The organism is Marininema halotolerans (assembly GCF_900116235.1).
Classification (GTDB): domain Bacteria; phylum Bacillota; class Bacilli; order Thermoactinomycetales; family DSM-45169; genus Marininema; species Marininema halotolerans.
Genome location: NZ_FPAA01000014.1, coordinates 14,696 through 34,106, shown reverse-complemented (window position 1 = coordinate 34,106; position 19,411 = coordinate 14,696). Strand labels below are relative to the sequence as shown.

The 19,411-nt window shown below is 46.1% G+C and carries 20 protein-coding genes; 4 read left to right on the top strand and 16 right to left on the bottom strand.

Annotation, left to right across the window (positions count from 1 at the left end; all coding sequences use genetic code 11):
• Positions 1-220 precede the first annotated feature (220 nt).
• The 12 genes from mltG to CHX35_RS15230 all read right to left on the bottom strand — a co-directional run bounded on the left by mltG (position 221) and on the right by CHX35_RS15230 (position 11,260).
• Complete coding sequence (mltG, locus tag CHX35_RS15285) at positions 221-1,264, bottom strand: endolytic transglycosylase MltG (RefSeq protein ID WP_091839049.1); 1,044 nt, start codon at positions 1,262-1,264, stop codon at positions 221-223.
• 86 nt (positions 1,265-1,350) lie between these two features.
• Positions 1,351-1,662, bottom strand: coding sequence for a DUF1292 domain-containing protein (locus CHX35_RS15280; protein WP_091839046.1), 312 nt, complete (start codon positions 1,660-1,662; stop codon positions 1,351-1,353).
• Between the two features lie 12 nt (positions 1,663-1,674).
• The gene (locus tag CHX35_RS15275; RefSeq protein WP_091839043.1) at positions 1,675-1,998 is read right to left on the bottom strand and encodes a DUF1292 domain-containing protein; all 324 of its coding nucleotides are present in this window, start codon (positions 1,996-1,998) and stop codon (positions 1,675-1,677) included.
• On the bottom strand, positions 1,991-2,416 hold the full coding sequence (gene ruvX / locus CHX35_RS15270; protein ID WP_091839041.1) for a Holliday junction resolvase RuvX: 426 nt from the start codon (positions 2,414-2,416) through the stop codon (positions 1,991-1,993). The genes CHX35_RS15275 and ruvX overlap by 8 nt, the downstream gene beginning before the upstream one ends.
• 32 nt (positions 2,417-2,448) lie before the next feature.
• Positions 2,449-2,766: an IreB family regulatory phosphoprotein gene (locus CHX35_RS15265; RefSeq protein WP_281252092.1), complete on the bottom strand. Its 318-nt coding sequence runs from the start codon at positions 2,764-2,766 to the stop codon at positions 2,449-2,451.
• 141 nt (positions 2,767-2,907) lie between these two features.
• A complete protein-coding gene (gene alaS, locus CHX35_RS15260; protein WP_091839038.1) occupies positions 2,908-5,532 on the bottom strand; it encodes an alanine--tRNA ligase in 2,625 nt (874 codons plus the stop codon).
• A gap of 417 nt (positions 5,533-5,949) precedes the next feature.
• Positions 5,950-7,017 carry an AI-2E family transporter gene (locus CHX35_RS15255; protein ID WP_091839035.1) on the bottom strand — a complete coding sequence of 356 codons (1,068 nt, stop codon included), beginning with the start codon at positions 7,015-7,017 and terminating at the stop codon, positions 5,950-5,952.
• A 136-nt stretch (positions 7,018-7,153) separates the two neighbouring features.
• The gene (locus CHX35_RS15250) at positions 7,154-7,378 is read right to left on the bottom strand and encodes a hypothetical protein (protein ID WP_091839031.1); all 225 of its coding nucleotides are present in this window, start codon (positions 7,376-7,378) and stop codon (positions 7,154-7,156) included.
• Between the two features lie 28 nt (positions 7,379-7,406).
• The gene (locus CHX35_RS17915) at positions 7,407-7,604 is read right to left on the bottom strand and encodes a hypothetical protein (protein WP_091839029.1); all 198 of its coding nucleotides are present in this window, start codon (positions 7,602-7,604) and stop codon (positions 7,407-7,409) included.
• Between the two features lie 16 nt (positions 7,605-7,620).
• Positions 7,621-8,124, bottom strand: coding sequence for a PRC-barrel domain-containing protein (locus CHX35_RS15240; protein WP_091839026.1), 504 nt, complete (start codon positions 8,122-8,124; stop codon positions 7,621-7,623).
• Between the two features lie 66 nt (positions 8,125-8,190).
• Positions 8,191-10,446 (bottom strand): SF1B family DNA helicase RecD2, encoded by a 2,256-nt coding sequence (gene recD2 / locus CHX35_RS15235; protein ID WP_091839024.1) that lies wholly within the window; start codon positions 10,444-10,446, stop codon positions 8,191-8,193.
• A gap of 76 nt (positions 10,447-10,522) precedes the next feature.
• The gene (locus CHX35_RS15230) at positions 10,523-11,260 is read right to left on the bottom strand and encodes a class I SAM-dependent methyltransferase (protein ID WP_091839022.1); all 738 of its coding nucleotides are present in this window, start codon (positions 11,258-11,260) and stop codon (positions 10,523-10,525) included.
• Between the two features lie 157 nt (positions 11,261-11,417).
• Here CHX35_RS15230 and CHX35_RS15225 point away from each other — a divergent pair, with 157 nt between their 5' ends.
• The 4 genes from CHX35_RS15225 (at position 11,418) to CHX35_RS15210 (ending at position 14,302) form a co-directional block, all read left to right on the top strand.
• Positions 11,418-12,011, top strand: coding sequence for a winged helix-turn-helix domain-containing protein (locus CHX35_RS15225; protein ID WP_091839020.1), 594 nt, complete (start codon positions 11,418-11,420; stop codon positions 12,009-12,011).
• 82 nt (positions 12,012-12,093) lie between these two features.
• On the top strand, positions 12,094-12,324 hold the full coding sequence (locus CHX35_RS15220) for a hypothetical protein (RefSeq protein WP_091839017.1): 231 nt from the start codon (positions 12,094-12,096) through the stop codon (positions 12,322-12,324).
• A 56-nt stretch (positions 12,325-12,380) separates the two neighbouring features.
• Positions 12,381-12,956 (top strand): ATP-dependent Clp endopeptidase proteolytic subunit ClpP, encoded by a 576-nt coding sequence (clpP, locus tag CHX35_RS15215; RefSeq protein WP_091839014.1) that lies wholly within the window; start codon positions 12,381-12,383, stop codon positions 12,954-12,956.
• Between the two features lie 302 nt (positions 12,957-13,258).
• The gene (locus CHX35_RS15210) at positions 13,259-14,302 is read left to right on the top strand and encodes an NAD-dependent epimerase/dehydratase family protein (protein ID WP_091839011.1); all 1,044 of its coding nucleotides are present in this window, start codon (positions 13,259-13,261) and stop codon (positions 14,300-14,302) included.
• Between the two features lie 51 nt (positions 14,303-14,353).
• Here the strand turns inward: CHX35_RS15210 and CHX35_RS15205 are convergent, their stop codons facing one another.
• From CHX35_RS15205 to CHX35_RS15190, 4 genes are all read right to left on the bottom strand, one after another.
• Positions 14,354-16,003, bottom strand: a complete 1,650-nt coding sequence (locus tag CHX35_RS15205; RefSeq protein WP_091839009.1) for a putative ABC transporter permease subunit — start codon at positions 16,001-16,003, stop codon at positions 14,354-14,356.
• Positions 16,000-16,734 (bottom strand): ABC transporter ATP-binding protein, encoded by a 735-nt coding sequence (locus tag CHX35_RS15200; protein ID WP_091839006.1) that lies wholly within the window; start codon positions 16,732-16,734, stop codon positions 16,000-16,002. Before CHX35_RS15200 ends, CHX35_RS15205 begins: the two co-directional genes overlap by 4 nt.
• Before the next feature lie 145 nt (positions 16,735-16,879).
• Positions 16,880-17,692 carry an undecaprenyl-diphosphate phosphatase gene (gene bacA, locus CHX35_RS15195; RefSeq protein WP_425435380.1) on the bottom strand — a complete coding sequence of 271 codons (813 nt, stop codon included), beginning with the start codon at positions 17,690-17,692 and terminating at the stop codon, positions 16,880-16,882.
• Between the two features lie 574 nt (positions 17,693-18,266).
• Complete coding sequence (locus tag CHX35_RS15190; protein WP_091839001.1) at positions 18,267-19,409, bottom strand: cysteine desulfurase family protein; 1,143 nt, start codon at positions 19,407-19,409, stop codon at positions 18,267-18,269.
• Positions 19,410-19,411: the final 2 nt, after the last annotated feature.

Here is a 19,411-nt window from a genome sequence, read left to right as displayed (position 1 = left end):
CCCTTCCCTTAACCATTACCCATGCCGAGGGGAAATGCTAGGATTGACACAACTCTCGTATTGATTGTTTAATCAAGTGGATATCATAAAGATCCGCTACCCCTTTTCCCTAAATTAGGGAAAAGGGGTAGCGTTGTAAAAAATAAAGACCAAAGGAAATATCAAATTTCCTTGGCCATTTTTCATGTTCTTCAGTCTTCTTCAGTCTTCTTCAGCCTGCTTATTGTGTATGTTGATTAGGCTGAGCCGTTTTACTCTTCTTTATATAATACCGATGTTGTTTAAAGGTTTCTGCAAAATAATGCTCATGGGATCCATCTTTTTTTGTTACATAGTAGAGATAGTGATGTTTTTCAGGAAATAGAGCTGCATTGATTGCGCTTTCCCCTGGGTTTGCGATAGCACCCGGGGGGAGCCCCTTCACTTTATAAGTATTATAGACACTTGATAATTTTAAATCATCATAGGATAACCGCTCTTTTTGCTCTCCACGCGCGTACTGGATGGTCGCATCCACTTGCAGACGCATGTCTTTATCCAAACGATTATAAATGACACCTGCTATGCGAGGCAATTCCGTTTTCTCTTGCCCTTCTCGTTCGACTATGGAAGCCACCGTAATCCACTTATCAAGAGTGAGATCCTTCGCTTTCAACTCACCCATGACACCCTCTGGTTTTATCCGGGTTTCAAATTGTCCTAACATCAAATTAACGACATTCTCTGCTTTAGCATTTTTGGGAATGTTGTAGGTTGTCGGGAATAAATACCCCTCTAAACGATACTTTCGCTTCGGGTTATCAGGAAGATCTTTTAAAAATGCATAATGATAGGTTCCTCGTTGTACTGCTTGAAGAAAATCTTCTTTACTGACATACCCCTTTTTGTCAATGACCGTGGCGATTTGATCAACAGTAAAGCCTTCTGGGATCGTTACTGTGTAAACATTGGTTTTCCCTTGAGTAATCAAATTAAGAATTCCGTTGACATTTAAATTTGGGGGAATCTCATACACGCCTGCTTGTAAACCATCCGCTTTGCCGGTGATAAATGCATAGGTACTAAACAGCCAGTCATTACGGATCAAACCCTTTTCCTCCAACATTTCTCCGATTTGAGTGGATGAAATCCCTCTTTTTATCTCAATCGGTACAGGATGTTCCCGTTTGGGAGAACTGAGTGAATGATCCACATAAAAATAAGCTAAAACCGACCAGGCAGTAAACAGAGCAAGGGTGTAGAGTATTCGCATCAGCCATTTCATCCGTTAACTCCTTCTTATTGCGGTTTTGCTTTTCTATGGTACCACAACTGTCATAAAAAAATAACGGGGAGTTTCCCCGTTATTCGTCAATGTTCTACATCATGTAATAGATCCTCGATTGCATCCACTACACAGTTCCACTCCACCTCATCTTCAACATGATCGATGCGTCTTTTTGCTCCTTCACCCATGACTCGATAAAGATACGCATCAGAATGCTTTCCATCGGAAGACCGTAAGACTGCGTAATGGCGCCCTCCAATATCTAACTCCCGAAGGATGTGATGGCGGGAGTCCGGTTCAGCCTCAGTTTCATCGCTCAATATGAGTTCTTGTCCGAATTCTACTTGCAAACGATCAAGCATTTTCGGAGGCGTGTCCTTATCCCATCCATCCATCACTTTGATTCCTCAACTTTCGTGGTCATTCAATTCAGTTTCAAGGGTGTGAAGAACTTCCTCCACCATATCCCATTCATCATCATTTTCGATAGGGATTAAAGAAATCCCCTCGCCATCCTCTTCTTCTTCATAGCGGAATGCATACACTTCTTGCTCTTCATCTTCTCCCTCATTTTGCTCTTCTTCCAGTGGGACAAGCAAGATGTACTTTGTGTCATCGTCTTTCTTAAAACGATAGAGAACCTGAAAGGTTTCATCCTCATCATTCTCGTTTTTAATGACGATTGTTTCTACGACCTCTTGTTCTTCTTCATGATTTCCATTGTCATTCATGGATATTCCTCCTTTTTGAATCTAAGTATCCTTGTAAAATCCACGAGGCTGCCATCTTATCTACTACTTTGCGTCTTTTCTTCCGACTCATATCGGCCTCAATCAATGTACGTTCCACAGCCATCGTAGATAAGCGTTCATCCCATAATTCCACTGGCAAAGAGAATCGTTCCTTGAGCATTTCAGCAATCTCTTGGCAACTCTTCCCCTTGTCCCCAATCGTTCCATCCATATTCCGTGGGAGTCCAACAATGATCGATTCCACTTCGTATTCACGAATCAGTTCACTGACTCGGAGAAGCCATTGATCATCCTTTGTTCGGGCAACCGTTTCAACGCCTTGGGCAGTCCATCCCATCAAATCGCTGACCGCGATTCCCACTCGTTTTTCTCCCACATCCATTCCCATAATACGCATTGTTTCCTCCTAAACCAACCCTATCCCTTATTTCAATCCTGTTGATTCTCTAAAAAGGATTTAACCAACTCTTCCAGAAGTTCATCCCGCTCCAGTTTTCGAATCAGAGCTCGGGCGTTATTGTGACGAGGGATATAAGCCGGATCTCCTGAAAGGAGATATCCTACAAGCTGGTTAATTGGGTTGTACCCTTTATCCTTGAGAGCGCTGTATACAGTCAACAACACCTCGCGGGGATTTGCTTCCTGTTCTTCTCCACGGAAGTCAAACTTCATCGTTTTATCCATGGTCACGTCACACACCTCTCTCACGTCGGATGCTTGCAGGTGCCAATAGAGCGGCTTTTCCATGTAAATTTCGCCTTAGGGGAATTAATTCCTCTTTTTCCTAATTCCATGAGTTAAACCAATGGATTAACCCCGTAGCCCATGTGGATCCCCTTTATCTTATCATGTGCAAAAGGGCCTTGTTCAGTTTCTCACTATGCTTTTTTATAACTGTTTTTCAACATAGGGACGAACCACTTGCAATGCTCCATCCAGTTTTTCTGGATTTTTCCCTCCTGCTTGAGCCAGATCCGGACGGCCGCCTCCGCCTCCGCCACAGTGACTAGCCACTTCCTTCACTAGCTTACCTGCATGTAATCCTAACTTAATATACTCCTTTGATACACTGGCTACCAATTGTACTTTACCTTCATTCGCTGCTCCTAAAACGATTACCCCTTCAGGAAGGCGATTCTTAAGATCGTCCATCATTTGGCGAAGGGAATCCATACCGGGGACATCCACCTTTGTTACCAATACCGGTACGCCTGATACTTCTTCCACTTGTTCGATTAAGCTGGCACTTTCAAGGCGATTCAACTTACTGCGAAGCGATTCGTTTTCCCGTGAAAGTTCCTTGGTCCTTCCTTGGATCGCTTCCACTTTTTCTACTACATCCAGGGGATTGGATTTTAACCGATCCGCCACTTGATGAAGCTGATCCACTTGTTCTTCAAGAAAACGGTACGCGTTCTGTCCAGTCACAGCTTCTATCCGACGGATACCCGAGCCGATGCCTACCTCACTTACTAATTTAAAGAGACCGATTTCAGCTGTTTGTTGAACATGGGTTCCACCACAAAGTTCAAGGCTATAATCCCCTACCTTCACCACACGAACCTCATCTCGGTATTTTTCTCCAAAGAGAGCCATCGCACCCATCGCCTTTGCCTCAGCCAAGGGTTTAACCATGGTTTCTACCGGTGTGTTTGCCCAAATCTGAGCATTCACTTTCTCTTCAACAATCCGTTTCTGATCTTCTGTGAGCGGTTCGATATGGGTAAAGTCAAATCGGAGCCGATTGGAGGAAACAAGAGATCCTGCTTGGTTTACATGTTCTCCTGCTACCTCTTTTAACGCTTTGTGAAGAAGGTGAGTTGCTGTGTGATTTTTCACCACATCATTTCGGAAGGAGACATCTAGCGTGGCAGTTACGTCATCCCCTGTACGAATGGACCCTTCCTCAATGCGTACAGAATGAACATGCTCTCCCTTTGGACCTTTTTGAACATCCTTTACAATTAAGCGAGCGCGTGAAGTTTGAATTTCTCCACGATCCGCCACTTGCCCCCCACTTTCCGCGTAAAATGGCGTTTCATCTAGGACAATATAACAGTCCTGACCTTCTCCAGCGACATCAACTAGTTGATCGCCTACAATTAACGCACCGATTCGCGTTTTTACTATGGGACTGGTGTAACCAACAAAACGGCTCGTTACACTTAGCTCAGAGAGAACGCCACCTTGTACTTGCATCCCACCTGCATCCTGACGGGCTTCCCTTGCACGCTTCCGTTGCGCTTCCATCTCTTGGTCAAAGCCATCGGTATCGACTTTCAATCCGTGTTCCTTGGCATAATCAACCGTAAGATCGACAGGAAAGCCAAAGGTATCATAGAGGGTGAACGCATCTTTTCCTGAAATTTCACTTTCTCCACGTTTTTTCAGGTCATCGGTCATGCCAGACAGAATCGCTAAGCCATCCGATAACGTTTCTAAAAAGCGCTCTTCCTCACCCTGAATCACTTTGGTAATAAACGCTTGTCGTTGAGCGGGTTCTGGATAAAAATCATCCATGATGGATGCAACCACTGGAGTCAATTGATAAAGAAAAGCACGGTCAATCCCAAGGGAACGAGCATAACGGACAGCCCGGCGTAGCAGACGCCGCAAAACATACCCGCGACCCTCATTGGAGGGAAGTACGCCATCACCAATAGCAAACACTAAGGTACGAATATGATCCGCAATCACCTTCAAGGCAATATCTTTCTCGCGATCTTCACCATAGGTGACTCCCGCCTCTTTACAAGTAGCCTCAATGATCGGCTGGAAAAAATCCGTATCAAAGTTGGTACGCACATTTTGCAACACCGATGCCATCCGTTCAAGTCCCATCCCTGTATCAATATTTTTTTTGGGTAAGGGGGTATAGGTACCATCTGGATTATGATTATATTGTGAAAAAACGAGATTCCATATTTCTAAAAAACGTTCATTCTCTCCACCAGGGTAACATTCCGGATCCGAAAGATCGCCATAGCTTTCTCCTCGATCATAGAAGATCTCTGTGTTGGGACCACTCGGCCCTTCCCCAATATCCCAGAAATTCTCTTCAAGGCGAACAATTCGTTCCTTCGGTATCCCAATCTCATCATGCCAGATAGCAAATGCTTCGTCATCCTCTGGGTGAATTGTGACCGAAAGACGATCTGAGTCCATTCCCATCCAACGTGGATCCGTAAGAAATTCCCATGCCCAATGGATCGCTTCTTTCTTAAAGTATTCACCGATGGAGAAGTTCCCCAACATTTCAAAAAAAGTCTGGTGTCGTGCTGTATACCCTACATTTTCGATATCATTAGTCCGAATGGACTTTTGTGCATTGGTGATACGAGGATTATCAGGGGTAACACGCCCATCAAAATATTTTTTTAAGGTAGCCACTCCACTATTAATCCACAACAATGATGGATCATCGATGGGCACTAATGAAGCAGAGGGTTCAACACGATGTCCCTTTTCTTTAAAAAAGTCTAGATACTTCTGTCTAATTTCATTTCCTTTCATCCTACCTTGCTCCTTTCGCTCTCACCAAACGCAGACAGCAAAAAGCCTTTCCCGTCCCCTATAAACAGGGACGGAAAAGGCTTTTCCCGCGGTACCACCCCGATTACCCTTTCTCCATAGGGAAAAAGGATCACCTCGTAGCGGGTAACGGCGGCTGACGCCGGCGGGCTTCGTCACCCGCACTCGGAAACTGGCTTTCAACTGCCCATACCGGGGAACCTTACAGCCATGAGTTCCCTCTCTGGATCGGTGGACAATTTACTTCGGTAACCTCAACGTATTCATCCTTATATGGATCAGATGCGCACTTGTTGCTCATCCGTGTCTGGTTTGAGAATGGTTGCCCTCTATTATACATGGAAGTGCCTAAGAAAGAAACCTTGGGTCTCATGTGTAGTTTGTTCAAGTCTCATTTGTTCATGCTCGATAAATATAATGGCGGAAGGTATGATCAATAATCACTTTCCCGGCAGCAAATAACGGGACCGCAAGAATCAGACCAAAAATCCCTCCCAACTCCCCACCCACTAATAATGCAAAAATAATAAATAGCGGGTGCATCTGTAAACTTTTCCCCACAATTTGTGGCGAAAGGATATTCCCTTCTAAAATCTGAACGATTAAATTGACCACAATGACTCCGATCACCATCTCTTTAGAAACCGTAACGGCTACCAAAAGAGCAGGAATGGCTCCGAAAAATGGCCCCAAATAGGGAATAACATTAAAAATACCAACGATTGCCGCCATTAAAAGGGCATAGGGCAAACCGATTAGTAGATAGCCAATATAGGCTAACACCCCCACTGCCACACACACGATCAATTGCCCCCGAATGTAGTTTCCTAAAGCCTCATGGATTTCACGAAACATTTGAATGACTTCACGCCGTCGTTTCGTTGGAAGCAATTTCACAACCGTATTTTCGATCACATGGACATCTTTCAGCATATAAAATACTAAAAATGGAACGATGAAAGCAAGAAACACTTGATTGAGTGTGGAACCTAAATCCCCCACCATGTTACCAACACCGTCGGTTATGGTTCCCTCCAACCGATCCAAGGATTTCTCAATCCCCAGCCGAACACTTTCTGGAAGCGCATCCTTACTTTCATTCATCTGGTCTATCCATGTCTGCACTCGTTGATTCCATTCAGGAAAATGCTCCACCAACTCATGCACTTGATGATTAAAGAGGGGTAGTAAATTGGTTACGATTATGGCGATGGCACAGATAAATAAGGTATAGATTAAAAGAACAGCCAACGAACGGGGTACTGCCCGGTTGGAAAGCATATTCACGATTGGATTCAGTAGATAAGAAAAGATGATGGCGATGATAAATGGACCGAGAATCGCTTTTAAGAAAATGATGAGGGTATGAAGGAGCGGACTAATTTTCACAAGGAGAAAGAGAATCCCTAAGAGCACTAGAATTACGAGCGAGATACTCAGTAACCGATGATGGTTAAATCGCTCCATGACACTCCCTCCTTCCCGATCTTTTTCTATTCAACAGTATATGTCCAACCCTTCCCCTTTACGCACCTCATATAGAAAGCCGTCCGAATGACGGACGGCTTTTGAGGGTGTACGGTCAGAGAACCTAATTGATTGATTAGCGGGCCATTCTACGAATCCATTTGCGACCGACCATCATGGAAATCAGACGAGCTCCCTTGATATTCAGGCGCATCTTGCGTAACCAACGAGGCATATCCATCCAGCTCATTCCACCCATTCGCCCCATCAATCGTCCAGCAAAGGTCGTTGGACGACGAAAACGACGGTACAAAAGGGTAATGATTGAACCAATCAACAATGTCGACATCAATCGTCTCAAAGTGGAGTCCCCCTTTTTGAAAAGAGAATCACATCGTCAGTGAATCTTGTCCCCCACTTAGGAACAAATCATCTAGCGAACTTAACGTTCCATCTTCCTCAACCTGAAATACGGAAGAGATCTTACCCTCGGATACACATAATTCGATAAAACAACCCCAACAGTAAAATTGATTCGTCCCGACACGTCCGAGATCATGGGTGTTGCAGTTGGGACAGCGAAGCATTTGGGTAACCCCCGTTTCATTGGACGTCACTTACGGGTGGTTCAGCGGGGGCGATCAACATTTCTTCCCCCTCCCAGACTAGCGGTACTTGAGGACGATAAACCTTCCGTCCATCACGCAAGTCGTTGAAAAACCCGTCGGACAGTTCATATCCAGACAGGATTCCCATTTCTTCCCGAAAATAGACACCCTCCACAGTCCCTAATTCTTGTCCATGTTCAGACAAGATGGAGCGCCCCTTCAATTTCCGTTCTCCCGTCAGCAGATTCACCCAACCCTTCTGCCCCCGCGAGAGAGGAAATATATCCGCTTCGCTGTCCAAAATGACTGCATCCACTCCAAATGCCCGTATTCGCTCGACCGGAATAAACCGGCCACTGCGAATCCACCCCCCACATTCCAACAACAAGCCACGGAGGCGTTGCTCTTCATCGAAGAGCAAATCCTTTACTTCGCCCAATCGTTTGCCTGTTTTCACATGGACCACCGGCAAACCGATGACATCCTGTGATTTGCGCAAGGATGATCACTCCTCCCGCTTGCCTTAGTATGCCTAATCCCCCCTTCATTTCATCCGAGATGATTGTTACCATTCCATTTCGATTAAATCCGTTAATTGACTGTTCCGCACTTCTTTGTCGCGACTCTTTACCCCTAAGGCTAGGGCGTCTGTTTCCCCACAAAGGATTAAATAGGACTTTGCCCGAGTGATCCCCGTGTAGATCAGATTGCGTTGCAACATACGGCGATAGGACATCAATAATGGGAAAATAACAATTTCAAATTCAGACCCTTGCGCTTTATGGACAGAACAGGCATAAGCCAAGGAAAGCTGATTCAATTGACTTCGTTTATACGGGACTTCTTGTCGATCAAATTGCACCCATAGCACGGGGTCATCCTGACGCGCATCAGGCTCAAGAGCCGAAACATGACCCATGTCTCCATTATAAACCGGATGCTCGGGGTGGTTACTTAGTTGAAGTACTTTATCGCCTTGACGAAAAATTGTTTCTCCCCAGCTAATTTCTCGTTTGCCGTCTTTAGGGGGATTTACTTCCTGTTGAAGTGCTTCATTAATCCCATTTACCCCAGCAGGCCCTTTATACATCGGAGCCATCACCTGAACATCAAAGAGCGTATAGCCTCGATCCATTGCATTTCGATACGTTTGCAAAATGATCGAAAGGGCTTGATTACGCTGGCACGGAAAAAAGCGCCGATCGGGTTTCGGTTCTGTAAGGTCAGTTGGCACTTCCCCCTTTTTAAGAGCATGGGCAAGATGAATAATCGAGGATCCACCCTCTTGACGATAAATGTCCGTTAGCTCTACCCGCGGAATTTCCTTCACTTGTAAAAGGTGATGGAGTACCTTACCCGGACCAACGGAAGGGAGTTGATCATCATCCCCTACCAACACCACCTTCATCCCTTTGGGTACTGCTCGGATTAATTGATTGGCTAACCAAACATCTAACATCGATACCTCATCGACAATTAACAAAGAACCCTCAATCGGATGGTCCGCATCCCGCTCAAAGAAATCCCCCCGCCAACCCAACAACCGATGAATTGTTGTTGCAGGCATCCCAGTCGCCTCAGACATCCGTTTGGCGGCTCGTCCAGTGGGGGCCACCAAGCGGATGGGAAAAGGATTCTCAGTGTTTTCATAATCCCCAGGGTCAATCGAACACTCTTCTAAATGGGCAAACAAATGGCAGATTCCTCGAATCACTGTCGTCTTTCCGGTACCCGGTCCTCCTGTCAGTATCATAAAGGATGAATCGACAGCAGTCGTCATCGCTTCTCGTTGACGTTCTGCATAGGCTACCTTTAATTTTTCTTCGACATCACCCACGGCTTTAAATAATTCATGAGCGGGTGTTGGTTCAACCGATCGTTCTAAAATCTCTCGCACTCGCATCGCCAGTCCATGCTCTGCCCAGAAAAGGGAAGGTAAATAATAATTCCCGTGATCCTCAATTAATCGTTCTTCCTCAGCCATTTTCATCAGTAAAATTTTTCGTTTTTCTGCAGGAAAACACGCCTCTCCATCCGGCGCAAGGAGGGGTTCAATTCCTCCCATTAACTCCGCCTCACTCACATATACATGCCCATGGGAGAGCGACGCCTCTTGGAGCGCATACAGGGCGGCTGCCTGAAATCGTTCCGGGGCATCTAAGGCCATCCCAGTCTGACGTGCAATTTCATCCGCTCGCCGAAAACCAACGCCTTCGACTTCATCAATCATCCGGTAAGGGTTATTTTTCACAACTTCCAATGTCGCACCCTTAAAAGCCTGCACCACTTTGAGTGCTGTAGCGGGTCCCATACCAAATTGATACAGATAAACCAAGGCTTGCTCCAATGAATGATGCTCTCTTAAGCTCTCTGCGATCGTCTGCGCCCGTGCATCGGTTAAACCAGGCACTTCCGCTAACAGCCCAGGATCATCCGCCGCTTTTGTCAGCGCATCCGGACCTAAATGTTCGACAATTTTTTCGGCGGTTTTTTTCCCTACACCTGGGAAAAGGCCGCTTGCTAAGTATTTCGTTACCGCTTCTCTTGACCGAGGTAATTCCTTTTTGACCATTTCGGCGTGATATTGCTTTCCATAGCGTGGATGCTCCTTCCACTCCCCATAACAAATGACCGTTTCATCGGGGTGGGGACGCATCATTCTGCCAACAACGGTGACTTCATCCGTATCTAAATCCTCAGTTGCTTCCATGACTCGAAGTAAAAAGACGCCATATTGATTCTCTTCGTTATAATAAATTTCCTGAACGAAGGACCCCTTCAGGTAATGGTTCTGAAAGAGATCCAGGCCTGGTTGTTCCATCGCTCGCACCCTTTACCGATCAAGTGTTCTTCTCCTCCCAGTATACTGGTTGTCGCGGACGGATGCCACAATCCCTTTATTTATCCGTGTTTGGTTTGCGTCCTTGGAGAAATAAATACAAGGGAATTCGCTTCCTTCGTTGATATTCTTCTTCGGAGGTAAATTGCCTCCGGTCTGGGCAAGATTCTCGTATGTTTTCCACGATCAAACCCGATTCCTGCAACAATCGATACCAATCCTCTAACGTACGGTGATATATCTTTACTTCACTTCCTAACCAAGGCTTTACTCTTTCCCCAGTACAAAAATAATCATCAACCAACCAATTTTCACGTCGATGGCCCTCAGAGCTTTTAAAACAAGCGGTTACAACAGGGTGTTCCACCGAAAAAATAAGACGTCCCCCTGGCCGCAAGGTACGAACAATGGCCTTTAGTAGCTGGGGGATGTCTTTTACATAATGCAAAACCAAGCTAGATAAAACCCGATCGAATTGTTCGGGTGGGTAATCCCATGTGGTAATATCCGTTTCCACGATCTTTCCAGGCGTATCCTTTAAACATTCCCGTCCACGTTCAGCCATGCGTGTCGCCCCCTCCAATCCTACATAGGATTGACATCCTTGTTGCAAAAGGAGCTGCCCAAAGCTGGCATCGCCACACCCTAAATCTAAAAAGTCCAATCCCTTTACCGCTCCCACCATTTGCGTCATGATCGGACGTTCGATGACGCGATTGGGATTATCCCTTTTCTCTCTGCGTCTCATATAACGTAGAAATGAATCCTCTTGATTAAACAATTGGGTACCATCCATATCTTATAACAACCCCCTTATTGACAAATTTTTATTATATTCGACAAATCAGCAGTACATCCTTCTTTTAAAAAATATTACTTTAGCGATTGACATCCCTCAAGTCATCGTAATAAAATGTTTTTACGAAAAACATTATTGTTTCGGAGTTGATCCTATGCAACCCCTTCAAGAAACGTATCGCATCACGTCAACAGAACAAGCAGCTGCTCTACTTCATCCCTTACGGGGAGAGATACTGGCTCATCTTACCCAACCCGCCTCTGCCACCGAAGTCGCTCGCCAGATTGGTGAAACACCTCAACGTGTCAACTACCACCTTAAAACGTTGGAAAAAGTAGGCCTCGTTCACCGAACAGGTAGCCGTCATGTCAAAAACCTTGTGGAAGGGCTTTATCAAGGGGCAGCACGTACCTACTTACTTGCTGATACCTTGGGTCTCTCCCCAAAGGATCTACAACGATTCGAACAAGAAACCTCCCTCTCCCATTTAATTCAAACATCCGAGCGGATCAAAGAAGCCGCGATGCGACTCATGGATCATACTGACACCGATGAGGAAATTCCTAGCGCCACCCTAACCACACAAATTCGCTTACAAGACGAATCAGAACGCCGTGCCTTTCTCGATGAATATGTCCAGCTCTTGCAACATCTGGCTACAAAGTATTCAGCAAAGGAAGGGGAAAAAGGCGCTCCCTATCGGATGGTCATGGCGGTTTACCCGGAAGCACAAGACTCCACCGAGTGAAATCTTCAGTGCCCCCTAAACACAAGACGTAACACGATCCCTCTGATGCCCAGAGTGGATCCATTAAAAAGGAGGATCACCCATGCCACAAAAAGCGAACCCGAAGATGGATCCTGTTCAACGTCCCCTGGCAAAGGAACTCCCCCAGCTAAAGGATGATTCAAATATCATTCCTTTTCCAATCCATACCGAACACCCTTCTTCTCGTCCAGTCACCGTACACCGAATCACCACCAGCACGACGCCTCTTGTTATTACAGAAGTCTCTTCAGGTTTTGGATCTTCGACTCCCCAGGCGATGCTCGCTGCATAATTCCCTTTGAACTTTGCTAATGGTCTAACACCCTTAGTTAGAAGGAGTGATTTGTAGTGAATTTAGTACCTACTGTCATCGAACAGACTCACCGTGGAGAACGCGCCTACGACATCTACTCTCGTTTGCTAAAGGATCGGATTGTCTTTCTCAGTGGCGAAGTGAATGACCAATCCGCCAACTCCATTATCGCCCAGCTTCTTTTTCTCGCTTCCGATCAACCCGAAAAAGATATTCAATTTTATATTCATTCCCCCGGCGGATCCACCACAGCAGGTTTAGCCATTTATGATACGATGCAGCATATTCAGCCCGACGTTGGAACCATCTGTGTCGGCATGGCCGCTTCCATGGGAGCGGTACTGTTGGCAGCAGGCGCTAAAGGAAAGCGTCGGGCACTACCCCATGCCGAGGTAATGATTCATCAGCCCCATGGGGGTACGCAAGGGCAGGCAACCGATATTGAAATCAGCGCCCGTCGCATTCTTAAAACCCGTGAGACAATCAATCAGATTCTGGCAGAACGAAGCGGTCAATCCCTCGCCAAAATTCATCGTGATTCCGATCGAGACTTTTTCCTCTCCGCCAAAGAAGCGAAGCAATATGGCTTGATCGACGAGGTCATTAGCTAATCCTTTAGCATCCAGGTCTGTTAATTATCCAGAAATTCGTAGAGGAGGACGTGTGGGAGCACAAGAGTCTTGTCACCCCCGAGGATGTAAAAAATCCGCTGCGGATTAGCTGAGGACGAGCAGGGCAAACACCCTTCGGGAAGCGAATTTGAGGATCCTCCTAGTCCCTATACGCTCGACCTCAATGAACCCTTCACTAACTAGGTCAATGGCAATGCTCTTTTTGCCCCTCACACGCCCACTTTCAAAAACTAGTTATGAGCCTGTTTAGCATTCCCTTTAACGAATCGAGGAGATCAACCTTGAAACTACTCATTATCGGTGGCACCCAATTTGTGGGGCGTCATTTAGCAAAAGCTGCCCTCTCCCGTCATTGGGAAGTCACCCTCTTTAACCGTGGAAAAACCCAACCCGGACTCTTTAAAGAGTGTGAAGAGATTCATGGCGATCGTACGGAAGGATTATCGGCTCTCGCTCACCGTCATTGGGATGCCGTCATCGATCCTTCGGGGTACCTCCCGCATGTAATTCGGAATAATGTACGCACCCTCTCTCAACTTACCGACCATTACACCTTTATCTCCAGTATCAGTGCCTATGCCTCATTCGCCCACGGACAAAACACAGAAATCTCTCCCGTCGCACCATTACCAGCGGGAGAATCAACGGATACACTCACACCGGGAAACTATGGCCCACTCAAAGGATTATGTGAACAGGTCGCCGAAGAAGAAATGCCCCAGCGAGTGTTCACGATTCGTCCAGGGCTTATCGTCGGCCCTTATGATCCATCGGATCGATTCACCTACTGGTGTCGTAGAATTGTTAAGGGGGGAGAAATCTTAGCTCCTGGTCGACCGGATCTTCCCCTGCAATTGATTGATGCTCGTGATTTAGCCGAATGGACCTTGGATAGTGTGCAAAACAATCTTACCGGGATCTACAATGCCGTGGGACCTCGTACGCCACTTACCCTCGGTCAATTTTTGAATGAGGCGCGTCACGTCCTCAATCCATCCGCTCGCTTTATCTGGGCCGAGGATCAATTTCTTAGTGATCATGATGTACAGCCCTGGATAGAGATGCCCCTTTATATCCCTGAAAGCGGATCATGGATTGACCAACATGGTCCGATGCAAGGATTTTTAAAGACATCCATTACAAAAGCCATACAGGCTGGACTCACCTTCCGTCCCCTAAGCGAAACGCTTCGAGATACATGGCAATGGGAAAAGAACCGCACCACACCCCTCCCACAACGAACCATCGCTTCTGGAAAGAAAGGGCTGGAGGAAATTCGCGAAAGAGAGCTTCTTCAATTACTACGACAAAGAAACCTCACTTAACGACAAAATCCCCAGTCACTATTGATCGCGTGACTGGGGATGATTTATGAGCTACCCCTGGATGGTTTGATAACGCCGATTGGCAATGGCGATTACCCCTTTACCCGTCCATACATGGAGTCCAATGAGAAGAAGGGTCCAGATTCCTTGGATCTCTATAAAGGAGAGTTTCCCGAATTTTAACAGGATCCAGGAAAGGAAGATTAAAGTTCCCCCTAAGAATAGAGACAATATCATAAATAATAAATTTCCAAGTCCAAGCTGCTTCGCCAACTCTTTCGGCGACTGCCAAGTCAAGTTTGGCCTCCACAGGTCATGCAGAATGCCCAGCTGGCTAAAGAGTGAGCCAGTCAGTATCCCCAACACCAGTGTCCAACTAGCAAGGATCCAATCGGAAATAAGGATTCCTTGGATCACTGAAACCAAGAGACACGCGAACATCATTATCATCATCGAAAAGGTATACTTCGCTGCAATCTGTACTTTATAGGGAACAGGTAGCACCTTTGATAGATAAAAAAACCGCCCCTCTCGGGAAATGGTTCGTAATATGCTGTTCATTCCGCCCATCAAAAGGCAAAGGATGACACTTCCCCAAAGAATAACCATTTGGAACATAACTGAAATGGGTTCATTTTCTTCAATTCCTCCCCCACGGATAAAGGAAATGGCTATAAACAGAGGTAGACCGATCAATTGAACTAAGGTCTGCGCTACAAAAAAGGGCGTATCCATCAATAAATGATATTCGCGTTTAAGCATTAGACGAAATAATGACCGACTCCTCAACCCCTGTTTTCCTTTTTTCCGGGTATACCGCTGTGACCCACTACTATTTCTAAACATCTGAAGACCCCTTTGGTACAAAGGAGCACCCAACAAAAGAAAAACCACCATCATACAAAGGCTAAAGCTATCAAACAACAAGGCATTCACCCAAGCTGTAACCCCATTGCTTCCGATTCCAAACGCCCAATGCAGGGGATAAAAATAGCTCGCGAAGGTGTTCGGTACATCCAATAATTTTGTTATCCATGTAAATGAGCCGGACGCACCCGCATTCATCATGAATCCATTAATCGACATGATCATGATAAAACTGAATAGTGGAAACAACAACGAGAGCAGACGCTCAATCTGTTGACGATATTTTCCCCAGGGAACGATTCTGACTACAACAAGCACAAACCACCCTGAAATCACGAGGGGAAAGAAAGGCAAACTGAGCATTAAATCAGCAACGAGGATGTAAAAGCCCACCCCCTTATGCAATTGCATTCCATAGAGGATGAGGCCCGGTAACCAAAGGACGATGAGAACCAGGATCTGTCCCAACCATACCCCAGCCATCCGTGCACCCAACACCTCACTTGAAGAAAGGGGCAACCCACTAACCCATTCGATATCGTTCGTAAAATAGAGTTGTCTCATCATGTGCGCCACACTACTAAAAAACACCCAAAGAATGGCTCCTAACACAAGGATGGAAAATACCTTCCCTGGGTGATCTTCTAAAGACAACAGGTGATACGCTCCTTGATAAACACCAACGATCATCCATTCTAATAAAACTAAAAGAACAAGAGTAGCAGGGATCTCCCAGCGCGAATCTATATTCTTTTTGTAACGTTCCGTTAAATAAGAGAGCCCATATTGACCACGAACGATGACCTCAAATAACGCCCATGCCCCCCTCATCATTCCGTCAACTCCAAAAAGAGTTGCTCCAATGTCTCTTCATCTGCAATTCCCACGCCAGAACCGCGCCGAAGTTCCTCCATTGTTCCTACTGCGACTAATCTTCCTTGTTGTAAAATGGCAATGCGATCACAAAGACGTTCGGCGACTTCTAACACATGGGTGGAAAAGAAAACCGTCTTCCCATGATCTCTGCGCCATTTCATCTCTTCTTTCACTACTTTGGCAGCATGCGGATCCAAACCCACCATCGGTTCATCAAGCACCCACACCGCTGGATCATGCAAAAGCGAAGCAATTACGGCGATTTTCTGTTTCATCCCCCGGGAATATCCTTGAATTAACTCATCAATCACGTCTTCCATTCTGTATCGTTCTAAGTATTGAACCAGCCGGTCCTCTCTTTCCGCAGGAGATACCCGGTACACATCTGCAAAAAAATGCAAATACTCTCGTCCGGTTATCCTCATCACGGACTCAGGCTGATCGGGCACATAACCGATTTTCCTTTTCGCCTCCAATGGAGAACGAATCATCGATCGATGATCCACTTCAATCTCCCCTGTATCAGGGGGAATAATGCCTGTCAACATTTTGATGGTCGTCGTCTTCCCAGCGCCATTGGGCCCGAGAAAACCCACAATTTCACCTGGATCTACCTGTAATTGCAATCCATCAACCGCCAACCGACCTCCCCGCTCATAGCGTTTACTAACATTTCCAAACCATATCATTGCTAACCGTCCTCATTTCGCGATTCATTTATAAAATTGACTTCACCTTTGATCGTATCACATTTTTTCCGGCCTGTTGTATGGACTTGGCCCCAAAAGAAGTCGATCGGCCTCCATGAGACCGATCGACTTCTTCATACTGCCATTATAAAAAAAACACCCAAAACAAGATTGCCGCTACAAAACGGTAAACCGCAAATGGAGTTAGTTTCACCTTCGAAATCAACTTTAAGAATGTAACAATCGCCACCATAGCCACTAAAAATGCGGTAATGAAACCTGCGATAAACATCGGAATATCTGAAGCCGATAAAATGTCCCAGCTCTTATAAAGATCTAAACCACTCGCCGCAATCATCATCGGCACTGCTACGATAAAGGTAAATTCCGCAGCAACTCGGTGACTTAACCCGATAAATAGCCCACCTGCAATCGTCGCTCCGGATCGAGAAAATCCTGGCCATAAAGCAAGGCATTGAAACAATCCCACCCCAAACGCCTGTTTATATGTCATCTGGTCTAAGGATTCGGTTACGGTGGTCTTGGGAGAGAATTTTTCCGCTACGATCATAAAGATACCACCGACAATGAGCGCAATAATCACCGTTTGCATGTTATCTCCAAAGAGATTCTCTTTGATCCAGTCCCGTGCCAACAAGCCCAATACAACGGCTGGCAACATCGCTAGAAAAATGTGAATGAGATTGAGTCTACCTCCACCTCGCGTGGGTTGGGGAGCCTTGGCTAGTCCCACTAGACTAAGTAGACGTCGCCAGAAAACCACAACCACAGCCAATATGGACCCTAACTGAATCACTACCTCAAAGGTTTTTACTCGCTCTCCCGTAAAATCCATCAAATTTGCTGCCATAATCATATGCCCCGTTGATGAAACCGGGAGAAATTCGGTCAATCCTTCAACCAGCCCAAGAATAATCGCCTTGATGATTTCCATGATTCTCTGGTTCAACTCCAATCTCCGTACTGAAAGGCTTTTACCTACTTCATCGATTGTAAACGGAAGTGAAACATTTGACCATGCCCCAAAAGTATAATTTTTTAGTCAAGTACAATTGTTGGAATATACCATTCCACTCTGCTACTGAATTCTTCTTAATCGGAACCATGGCTCTAGTTCTATATCGGGTGGATAAAGTAGCCCCCTCATTGCATCGGGGGGAATAGTGGATAGTCGGGGTGCCCATCCCCAACACAAAAAGGCCCTCATGCAGAGCAAAGATACCAGCACAGTCATTACGACAGCCTTCTCTGATTGACCCGCACGAGGGAAATCTAATCAATTAATCGATACGATGGATTCCTTCAACGGAAACATTCCATCCTATCCAATTCAAAATCGCCTTACACCCATTACGAAAAGCAGCTGCTCACCAAGAAAAACCTGAATTGATGTCCCTTTATGGAAGACAAGAGCCGCTTCCCTTGGTCAACTGATTGCTACTGAGACCTTAATGCTACGCCTTGAAAAAGAAATAAGGAATCGGCTTTAAATCTCACTCACCCATCATGCGTTAGCTGGCTGTCAATCGTTGTACCACCTTGACCACCGTACGTGCGGCGGATGCTACTTGTTCTGGTGTATTTCCTAATCCAAAACTAAAGCGAATCGCTGATTGCGTAATCGGATCAGAAAGGTTCATCGCTTGCAGGACATGGGAAATTTCTAACGTCCCCGATGTACAAGCTGATCCACTTGCACAGGCTATTCCTTCAAGATCTAGATTCATCAACATCGTCTCGGTCTCTGTCCCTGGAAAACTGACGTTGAGGATATGAGGGAGATGCCTCGTAGGATGGCCATTGATCTGAAAATCAATTCCTGCCCGTCGCCACTCGGCTATCATCGCCTCACGGCACTTTATCGCCTCATCCCGATGCAGGGGTCGCTCTCTCGTTGCCAACTGAGCTGCTTTCCCAAAGCCTACAATACCCGGTACATTCTCCGTGCCGGCACGGCGACGACGTTCTTGTTGCCCACCATGCATCTGGGGCCATAGATTGACTTCTTGCGCGAGCCAAAGTGCTCCGACCCCTTTCGGACCATTAATCTTATGGGAAGAAATTGTTACAAGGTCCACAGGTAATGATTGTACATCGATGCTCTCCACACCATAGGCTTGAACAGCATCTGTATGAAACCAAGCGCCGAACTCACGACTGATGGTACCCAGCTCCACAATGGGTTGCAGGGTTCCCACCTCGTTGTTTCCCATCATCACGCTAACCACAGCCGTCTTTTCATCAATCGATTCACGCAAATACGCTGGATCCACACACCCAGTCTCATCCACGGGCAGAATCGTTATCTTGAAGCCAAGCTGCTTTAAATACGCACAGGTATCTAACACCGCATGATGTTCCACCGCCGACGTGATAATATGGTTCCGTCCAACCTCTCTTCTTGCAAAGGCAGCGCCAACCAGAGCCAAATTATCAGCCTCTGTGCCACCACTTGTAAAAATCACATTTCCTGGATCGGCAGCCAGTCCGCCAGCAACCTGATCCCGTGCCTGATCGATCGCATTACGAATTTCTCGTCCGAAGCGATGCATACTGGATGGATTGCCAAAGCGATCTTCTAAATAAGGAAGCATGGCTTCCCTTACTTCCAAGTGAATCGGTGTCGTTGCCGCATGATCCAAATAAATCGCCATAA